This window comes from Bacillus sp. RC51, assembly GCF_044908115.1.
Lineage (GTDB): Bacteria > Bacillota > Bacilli > Bacillales > Bacillaceae_G > Bacillus_A > Bacillus_A mycoides.
The window spans coordinates 1-8,511 of the sequence record NZ_JBIYCW010000033.1 but is presented as its reverse complement, the minus strand read 5'-3'; the positions used below and the strand labels follow the sequence as shown (position 1 = coordinate 8,511).

7 protein-coding genes and 1 rRNA gene are annotated in these 8,511 nt (G+C 33.9%); 2 read left to right on the top strand and 6 right to left on the bottom strand.

Features of this window, described 5'->3' with window-relative positions:
* Positions 1-93 (top strand): 5S ribosomal RNA (gene rrf, locus ABH959_RS29330); the annotation flags it as partial.
* Positions 94-107: 14 nt separating this feature from the next.
* Here the strand turns inward: rrf and ABH959_RS29325 are convergent.
* From ABH959_RS29325 to ABH959_RS29310, 4 genes are all read right to left on the bottom strand, one after another.
* Entirely contained in the window at positions 108-1,184 is a 1,077-nt protein-coding gene (locus tag ABH959_RS29325) for a glycosyltransferase WbsX family protein (RefSeq protein ID WP_002140175.1), read from the bottom strand.
* Between the two features lie 215 nt (positions 1,185-1,399).
* Positions 1,400-2,272 carry a class I SAM-dependent methyltransferase gene (locus ABH959_RS29320; RefSeq protein ID WP_404493562.1) on the bottom strand — a complete coding sequence of 291 codons (873 nt, stop codon included), beginning with the start codon at positions 2,270-2,272 and terminating at the stop codon, positions 1,400-1,402.
* A 26-nt stretch (positions 2,273-2,298) separates the two neighbouring features.
* Complete coding sequence (locus tag ABH959_RS29315) at positions 2,299-3,021, bottom strand: class I SAM-dependent methyltransferase (protein ID WP_404493560.1); 723 nt, start codon at positions 3,019-3,021, stop codon at positions 2,299-2,301.
* Between the two features lie 204 nt (positions 3,022-3,225).
* Positions 3,226-4,020 (bottom strand): sulfotransferase family 2 domain-containing protein, encoded by a 795-nt coding sequence (locus ABH959_RS29310; RefSeq protein ID WP_113938643.1) that lies wholly within the window; start codon positions 4,018-4,020, stop codon positions 3,226-3,228.
* 302 nt (positions 4,021-4,322) lie between these two features.
* Between ABH959_RS29310 and ABH959_RS29305 the strand changes: the two genes are divergently transcribed.
* Positions 4,323-5,267, top strand: coding sequence for an NAD-dependent epimerase/dehydratase family protein (locus tag ABH959_RS29305; protein WP_404493564.1), 945 nt, complete (start codon positions 4,323-4,325; stop codon positions 5,265-5,267).
* Between the two features lie 40 nt (positions 5,268-5,307).
* On the opposite strand, the gene ABH959_RS29300 is transcribed toward ABH959_RS29305, so the two are convergent.
* Both ABH959_RS29300 and ABH959_RS29295 read right to left on the bottom strand, forming a co-directional pair.
* Positions 5,308-6,084 carry a class I SAM-dependent methyltransferase gene (locus tag ABH959_RS29300; protein ID WP_113938642.1) on the bottom strand — a complete coding sequence of 259 codons (777 nt, stop codon included), beginning with the start codon at positions 6,082-6,084 and terminating at the stop codon, positions 5,308-5,310.
* A 66-nt stretch (positions 6,085-6,150) separates the two neighbouring features.
* The gene (locus ABH959_RS29295; protein ID WP_219300576.1) at positions 6,151-8,082 is read right to left on the bottom strand and encodes a glycosyltransferase; all 1,932 of its coding nucleotides are present in this window, start codon (positions 8,080-8,082) and stop codon (positions 6,151-6,153) included.
* Positions 8,083-8,511: the final 429 nt, after the last annotated feature.

The following is an 8,511-nucleotide window of genomic DNA, read 5'->3' as shown; positions in this document are numbered from 1 at the left end:
CACACCCGTTCCCATACCGAACACGGAAGTTAAGCTCTCTAGCGCCGATGGTAGTTGGGACCTTGTCCCTGTGAGAGTAGGACGTCGCCAAGCAACTTTAAGACGAGTCAGAATGACTCGTCTTTTTTGTATGCTTTCATACCTCTGTTAATTGCCTGCTTAACTCCTTCTAAATAGGCGAATCCATGCCTTTTATCTGGTTCTAAGTAAGTACCTTCTGCCCATTCATTCCACGCATTAATAAATAAAAACTCGCTGTTGTAAAGAGAATAGGTACGCTGGATTTGTTTGCTTAAATATATCGTGAACTTCCTAGGGGTAGAACCTAGGAAGATGCTGCTATTTAAGTCTTTGCGGCGTGCTGTATTGTCCCAGTCAACAAAGGCACCAGGAAATGTTTTTTTCTCTGGAGGAGATCGCTTTAGTATATACATCCACACTTTATCATAATCCCAAGCGTTTATTTGTTTACCAGACTCATATATTGTCTTATTTATGTCTGAAGAGCTATCATGAGCAATTGTATAAAAAGGCTCGAATTGAATGCTAGCATCAAATCCATTTATATTAGGAAGTGGAAAGCTGTTTAATGTTTCTGCAAAGTATATACCTTTCAAACCATTTTCTTGTGCGAGTGTATTCCAATAATGAAGCATTTGTTCACAATGAGGGATATGCCCGGGACGATAAATAATGAATAGTGGTTTATCGTCTATACGGATATATCTCTCATCTTGGAAAGCTTGCAATAAATACTCAAAGTGTTCTTTCCAATCTGATAATTCTCCATAATTTTGAGGCATTAATATGTGACTATCAAGACCATCCCAAGTTTTTGTCCACGGTTCATTTGCCCAAGAAAGGCAAAATGGAAAATCTGGTTCCTTCATCTTAAGTACCTCATTAAAGGGTGCCTCCAATAGCCTCTTCCCTTTAAACCAGTAATGGTAATAACAAAAACCATATATGCCATGTGCTTTGGCAATTTCTGCTTGCCATTTTCTTACGGATGGGGTGGTTAAGTCATAATAAAAATCTTGATAAGGTTCTCTAGGTTGGTAATGTCCTGAAAATAAAGGTCGTGCACTTTTAGTATTTGTCCATTCAGTAAACCCTTTCCCCCACCATCGGTCATTTTCTTTTATTTGATGAAACTGTGGTAAGTAAAAAGCGATTATTTTCAAGATATATCCCCCTTATGTTCTTCGTAGTTCAAGTGGTGGGAAGTTACTTTTGATTTTTCGAATCTAGTTAAAACATGAGATATGTTATTTACTTACTGTATTTATGCTGCATAATGAATTCTTTTGTGCAGTATGCTTGATATGGAAATCTTTGATGATTTAATATATACGGCTGAGATACAAAATGATCTTCATTATACAATGAGCGAAAAGAGTTAATCTTTTTGGAGAACAAATAGAGCTTGGGGTAACCGGTTTGTATCATCAAAAAAGTCCCGTAGCTTTAAATACTTCTCATAGTGGTTTTTAATATAAGTTCTAGGTATAACGGTTTCCCCATAGAAGCTACTGTTTCTAACGTCTCCAGCTCCCGTAGGGCTGTGGATAAAATTGCCGCTTTCATAATCCGAGATGGCACGATTTATATCTGGAAAAGCTTGAGATAAAGTTTTATGCCATCCCGTTTGAATTAATTCAGGGTGTTCCTTAAATTGTTGACAGAAATCGAGAAAATAGCGTGCTTGTGTTGTGGCGATGAAGATTCCACCTGGACGAAGAATTCTTGAAAATTCCTTTATCCAATTTTCTGCAGTTTCTTCGGATAAATGTGAGAATACAGAATAAGCGAATATGATGTCTAATGAATTGTCATTAATAAATTCTACAGGAGGTTGTGGGGGAGCTATTTTATACCTGCCTCTTCCTAACGTTTCGTTGCAAAGGTTAATCATTGCAGGATCTACATCAATACCAAGTAAATTTTTATGGCGAACATCTTTGAAAAAGAAGCGTATGATTCTTCCCCATCCGCAACCAAAGTCTAAAATTTTCCGTTCTTTATTCAAGGGAACGCCTAAATTTTGGGCATATGTTTTTACAAGGCTATAAAACAAATATGCTTCATAAAGAGCATGTTCATAGGAAGCACCTACAAACTGTTGTTGAATTTCTTCGGAGGGGAACGTAGGTACTGGGATGCCATTTATCTTTGTTTGTGAGCAACTTTGTATAAATAGATTAAGAAGTTCAACATCAGAAAGTGGGCTAACAAGGTTATCAAAATCACTTCCTAACTTAAAGTTATTCATTTGTTAACCTCCAAATTATATAGTTCCTAAAAATCATTTTCGTGTTTTTTACTAATAAAAACATGTAGAAATTCAGCATCTAACCCCAGTGATCTATCCTTGTGTAAATAAACAATGGTATACATATTTGCATGTGTATAAATGTATTCAATCATATCTTTACCCCAATCAAATGTTACTAAAGACCCGTTCTCATCAATAGGATTACCATGATAAATTGGCTCCTCAATATATTCGATTCCTTCTTTATTGATTCTTGCTCTTTGTAAAGTCTTTGTGAGTGTATGATACCAAGGGACAGTAAACACATGAGCGCCGCCAGGCTTTAATACACGCTCTATTTCTTTAAAGGCTTTGTTTGGCTCCATTACATGTTCAAAGACATCTTGAGTAATTAATAAATCAAAAGATTCATTTTGAAAAGTCATGTCTTCTAAGTTCTCGCATCTAACCCCTTGAAAGTATTGGCCGAGAGGGTAGTTTTTAAAGTATTGAGAGTATGTATAGTTTTTGCAGTTTTTTATTAGTAGTTGAGTTGTAATTCCCCCAGGAGAGGATTCGTGGATATGATAGGAACCCCATTTTGGAAAAAATGTATTTAAAACATGGATTAGAGCGCGCTGCCTTGGTATAGAGTGGCATGTAGAACATAAGTAGTGATCTCTAAGCCAATCATTATGCTCTATAAATGTAGCTTTCTTCTCACAAATAACGCAATATCCATTATTGTGCTTCAAATTACCTTCCACATGACATCACTCCTGTGTAAAAAAATGCATATGACACACACGTCAACAACCAGCGAAATCAAAGAGAGTGGGTGGAAATTAGGGAACTCATAAAAGTGAGATTGGTAGAATGGAACAATTAGCGGGAGAGAACCCCACGCTAATTAAAGTTTCACTTTATGCTATGCGATACATTCGCTTTTATTCATTGAAGAATGTATCGACTTAGAATGTCCCTTTTGTGTACGGATACATTTCAAAGTCTTGTGCATATATTTCTGTAACTAAACCCATGGTTTCTTTATCATAAAAGCTTTCATATGTTGGAAAGCGGGGGAAGGATGCATCTGTAATGCTAAGTTCTGCATAGCTTCCCGTATAAAGCATCTTATGAGCACGATGATGATCTGAATTTGTAAGAAGCGCTAAATTTGATTTAGTCAAATCGTACGTGTGTTCTATCTTGGTGATTTGTGTATTAAAATCTTCTAAAGGAATATAGCATTGGATGAAGTTTTCTTCACCTGGGACGTATTGCTGACTAAAATGTATATCTATTGCTAGGGAATTGGAACTGCATGCTTGAACGTAATATAAAAATTGTTTAAATGATATTCCTTGATTACTATATTTGTCATTATAAAAATAATGCCGGATACTTTCCCATTGAGGGCTAGCATATGGATTGTCAGCAAGCAATAAAAAGGAGCTGACCGCCCTTGTATAGGGATTCCGTACAAGTTTACAAACATCTTTTTTTGCTGTTAGAAGCCCATTTTGTAACTCTGGTATGTAGTTGGTGTTGTTTTTATACACCCAGAATTCATAGTAATGAATAAAGTCATGGTATTTCTTTGCTTCAGTAAATAATCCAATTTGAAAAAAGAACCAATTAGCTAAAGTAGTACATCCGCTTCTATGGCTCCAGAATAGTATAAGTGGAAAGTCTTTATGGAAATGTGGGATTCGATCTTTATGTAGGATTACATGATTTAAAAGCTCTTGATTTACATTCTTCATACATGTAGTGCTCCTTTTTGAAAGTTTTATTTATGGAGAAGGTTTTTAAATAGAATAAACGAGAATATGAGAAGGCAAGTTTTTACTAATCCAATATATTCATGGGAATGAGTAAATATTATGAGTGTTTTTGCGGTCATCTTAAATAAGGTATCGATTCTAAAAGGAAAATATAAAATAAAGATAATGAAAATTTATAAGGGGCATACAATTATAAGAGGATGAATAATAGAAGTGACCAAGTTCATTTATTTGTATTTCTAGGTGTGACGAGTAAAAATTTTATTACTAGAGAGGATATTATGAGGAAGAATAATTATTTAATAGTAGGTGGAAATAGTTTCATTGGTATTAACCTCGCAATAGGTTTATTAAAACAGGGTCAAAATGTAAAAGTATTTTCCAGACATATAAATAATTTTCCTCAAAATATTATAAGTGAAGTTGAATTTATTAAAGGTGATTTAGCGAATGTTAAAGATATATATAAAGCTTTAGTGAGTGTGGATATTATTATTTATTTAGCTGCAACGTCTAATGTAGCAACTTCAATTGAAGATGTTTTCGGAGATATAAACAGTAGCTTTTTTTTTCTTAACTTCATGGAAAGTGTTAAAAATTTTCCTGTTAAAAAAATTGTATTAGCATCTTCTGGAGGCACGGTTTATGGTGAACCGGAATATTTACCTATTGATGAGGAACATCCATTAAAACCACTTTCTCCTTATGGAATAACAAAAGTATCGCTTGAAAATTACTTGTACTTTTATAAGAAAAAATACGGAATTGACTATGTTGTATGTAGATATTCTAATCCATATGGAAAATATCAAAATCCTTTAAAGAAAGTTGGGGCAATAAATTGTTTTTTGTATCAGCATCTCAGTAATGACAAGATTAATATATATGGGAATCCACAAGAGATTATTCGAGATTATATTTATATCGATGATTTAGTTGAAATCACTATACAACTATCACAATTAAATCGTTTGAAATCTTGTGTGTATAACATAGGGAGCGGAAGGGGTCTCTCTTTAAAGCGAATTATAGTAGAATTGGAGAAATTAACGGAAAGAAAAGTGGACTTTACCTGCTATAAACAAAGGCAAGAAAATGTTCAAAAAATCATTTTAAATATAGATAGAGTAAGACGAGAATGTAATTGGGAACCGAAAATAGATTTCAAAAGTGGAATTAGATTAAATAAGCTATGGATTGAAGAGTTCTTATATAGTAAAAAATAATAAGCCATGCCCTACTTTTGTATCAGTAGAGCATGGTTTATTATTTTATTTCTTTTTTTATTACCCAAAGGTCTTGATGTTCCCACCAAAAACCTTCAGTGTATTTTTTGATGACAGGGTTATAGGGTAATAATTTAATTTTGTCACATACGTAAGAGGGACTAACGATCGTTTGCCCGTATTGATGAACATCTAAATCCAATTGTTCACTAGAAGGGAGAAACCAATAACCCTGTTTATTTAAATCTGGAAAGCTGAAGTACTTTTTACTTTGATAACCATGAGTTGTGAAAATGAGTAAGCCTTCAGGAGAAACAGCATTATACAATGTTTGAAGCCAACGAAACCAAGTTGTATCAGGCATATGAGAAAAAAAGGATAGACAAAAGACGATATCATACGTAGACGAGGCCAATTTTACTTGTTCAGGTTCAGGGTGAGATAAGATAGAAGAAGTATTTAATGTGTTTTCAATAAAAGTAATAGCCTCTTCATGTATATCACAGGTAGTTATACTTAAGTTCGTTTGTGGGTTTAATAAATGACGTGTTACGCAGCCATATCCGGATGCGAATTCTAATAATTTAATTGGAGTGTCTATAGGGGGATAAAAGGAAGTAATTAAATCTAAAAGTGTTTCTGCAGATTTTCTCCCATCTTGAAAATAATAATCTATCGCTTCTTTTTTAGATGGGAAGACTGGATTAGTGACAAGGAATTGAAAGATATGATCCTCTGGATGGATACTTACATTTACATTGTATTTGTGTGCAATTTGAGAAAGCAAATCTTTATTTGCTTCTATAAATTCTTTCAAAGAGTAACCCCCCTTAAATGATAGTAACGTTTTACAAGAGATACTGATGGCGAAGAAAATATATCATTAAATCTTCAAATATGCTTTAAGGTACTTTCTATATGTGTACATTTTCTTTTTTGAAATGTCGTCGATAGTAAAGGTTTCTTTAATGAAATTCTGCATTTGTACAACTTCACTGTAATGGGAATATGAATCTTCTGTTCTCGTTACGCTATTTGTATGTCGTCTATGATAGTTTAGCGGTTTTGGATTGAAATAAATGTTCCCCTCTTTAAGAATAGAAACATAGAAAAACCAATCACCAGCTACTTTAAACTTTTCTAATTGTTTTTCTGTAGTTTTTATATCTATGTTTTTAAAAACTACACTTGAGACATTAGGTATGGTGTTTTTGATAAGTAATGTATCTTGTATTTCATCTATCCCTTTTCGGAAATAAGAACTTTTCCATTTTTCTTTATCAATATCATTTGTGTAATCTAAATAATGATTGGCTAGGATATTTCCTTGTTCATCTATTTGTTTTGATTGTGTGTAGCTTAAGGTAACATCACGATTTATATGAAACCCTTGGATTACTTCTTCTAAAAATGTCTGATCACATAAGTCATCGGCCTCTGCAATCCAAATATAATCACCGGTTGCTGCAGAGATGCCTTTTATCCATTGTTTAAATACAGAACCAGAGTTTTTATCATTAATAATCTGCTGAACTTTTAGGTGGGGCTTATTTTCGTTTGAGAGCAGCTGTTCAAATATAGATACGCTATTGTCAGTAGAGGCATCGTCTAGGAAAATTAGTTCGTAAAGGGGATAGGTTTGGTTTAATATGGATTTAACTCGGTTAGATAAGTATTTTTCGTAATTATAGTTCGGTATGATTACGCTTATTTTTTTGTAATTATGATCAAGTAGGTTTAACAGTTGATAAATGTAATGAAGAAAGTTGAAATCTTTTTCAATAAGCTCTTGGCCAAAGCGCCCTTTTTGTAATCGTAAGTCTTCATCTCCAATAAATTCATATATTCTTTCCAGCACCTGCGGTAAATTTAAAAAGTCTACTAAGGCGCCAGTTTGTTCCGTAACAACATCTTCAAAACCTCCAGCGTTTTTAAACCCTATAACAGGGACTTTTGTATCTAATGCCTCTAAAACAACGTTTGGAAAAGGATCTTCTCTTGAAGTTAACAAATATAAATCAGCCCCGGCGTTATATAAACCGATATCTGGAGTAGGCTCAACTAATGTGAAATGTGCTGTATATCTTGGGGATAGCGTGTTAAAGAAATGAACATCCGTTCTCCCGACCCAGATAAAATGAATATTCGTATGAACCTTTCTTACTGAGTAAGCAATAAGTGAGAATAAATCTATCCCTTTCCGATGATCAGCGAAACCTACTCCTAAAATGATTTTGCTATCTAGAGGCAGGTTGTGTTTTTTTCGTAATTCGCTTCTAGCTTTTGCAATATTGTTCTTATAAGGATTGTGGTTAAACAAGCCTTGAGGGAGGATGTGACATTTTTGATGATCTAATTGGGTGATTGTACGGAATTTTTCATACACGTACTGTGAAGGGAAGACAATTTTGTAAGCAAACTGGGCAATGTTTCTAGCTTTCCCCTCGGCAGAGTACTGTTGTATTAAATGCGGCAATTCATGTATTAATGAAATAACTTTTATATTGTGTTTAGCTAGTAATGCAACTATATCACCACTTATGACGGTACTACATATGGCGATGGTATAGTCTTGTGATAGTAACTTCTTTATTAATAATTCGACCCTTTTTTCTGTTGGGTAGTCTTCCTCTAGGCAATAAACAGGACCATACTTTTGAAAATCGTGGATTAAAATGCCCGTTCCAATAGAAATAATTGCGACGGAGTAATGAAAGTTTTCTTTAAGAGCTTTAATAGTATGTAAAGAAAGCAGCTGTGCTCCGTGGAAATGGGCATCATGGGATACATAAATGATCTTCTTATTAACATGCATTTCATAACGCCTCCTAAGTTAATTAGATTTTTAGTAAATGCATGGTGTATTTATAATTCCTAGAGAGAAGTGGTAGGAGATAATTGTGAATGCAGCTGGAATGTACTCGAAATAAAAAGTGTTACCTTTAATATATATTTGTTTGGCTTGCTATTCATTCTTTAGAAAGGTGTAAGTAAGAAAGTATAAACTGTCGATTATGAAAGTGATTGCACCAGTTTATTAATCTCTAGGAACGGAGTATAAATGAAGAAGGTTCAATACCCTTTAGAATTTATAAAATAAAAAGGATAAAAGGTATTGACGATTAGGATATAGAGGTGTAATATAGAAAAAGTCGCCGATGCAATAACGCAGAACGCGGCAAACAAAATGAAAAACTTAGTTGACATTAACTAACGAAGATGTTAACATAAGGAAGTCGCAAAT

Excerpts from the sequence above, each read along its gene's own strand:
- ABH959_RS29305 (WP_404493564.1), top strand. The coding sequence starts at position 4,323 with ATGAGGAAGAATAATTATTTAATAGTAGGTGGAAATAGTTTCATTGGT.
- ABH959_RS29295 (WP_219300576.1), bottom strand. The coding sequence starts at position 8,082 with ATGCATGTTAATAAGAAGATCATTTATGTATCCCATGATGCCCATTTC.
- ABH959_RS29310 (WP_113938643.1), bottom strand. The coding sequence starts at position 4,020 with ATGAAGAATGTAAATCAAGAGCTTTTAAATCATGTAATCCTACATAAA.
- ABH959_RS29320 (WP_404493562.1), bottom strand. The coding sequence starts at position 2,272 with ATGAATAACTTTAAGTTAGGAAGTGATTTTGATAACCTTGTTAGCCCA.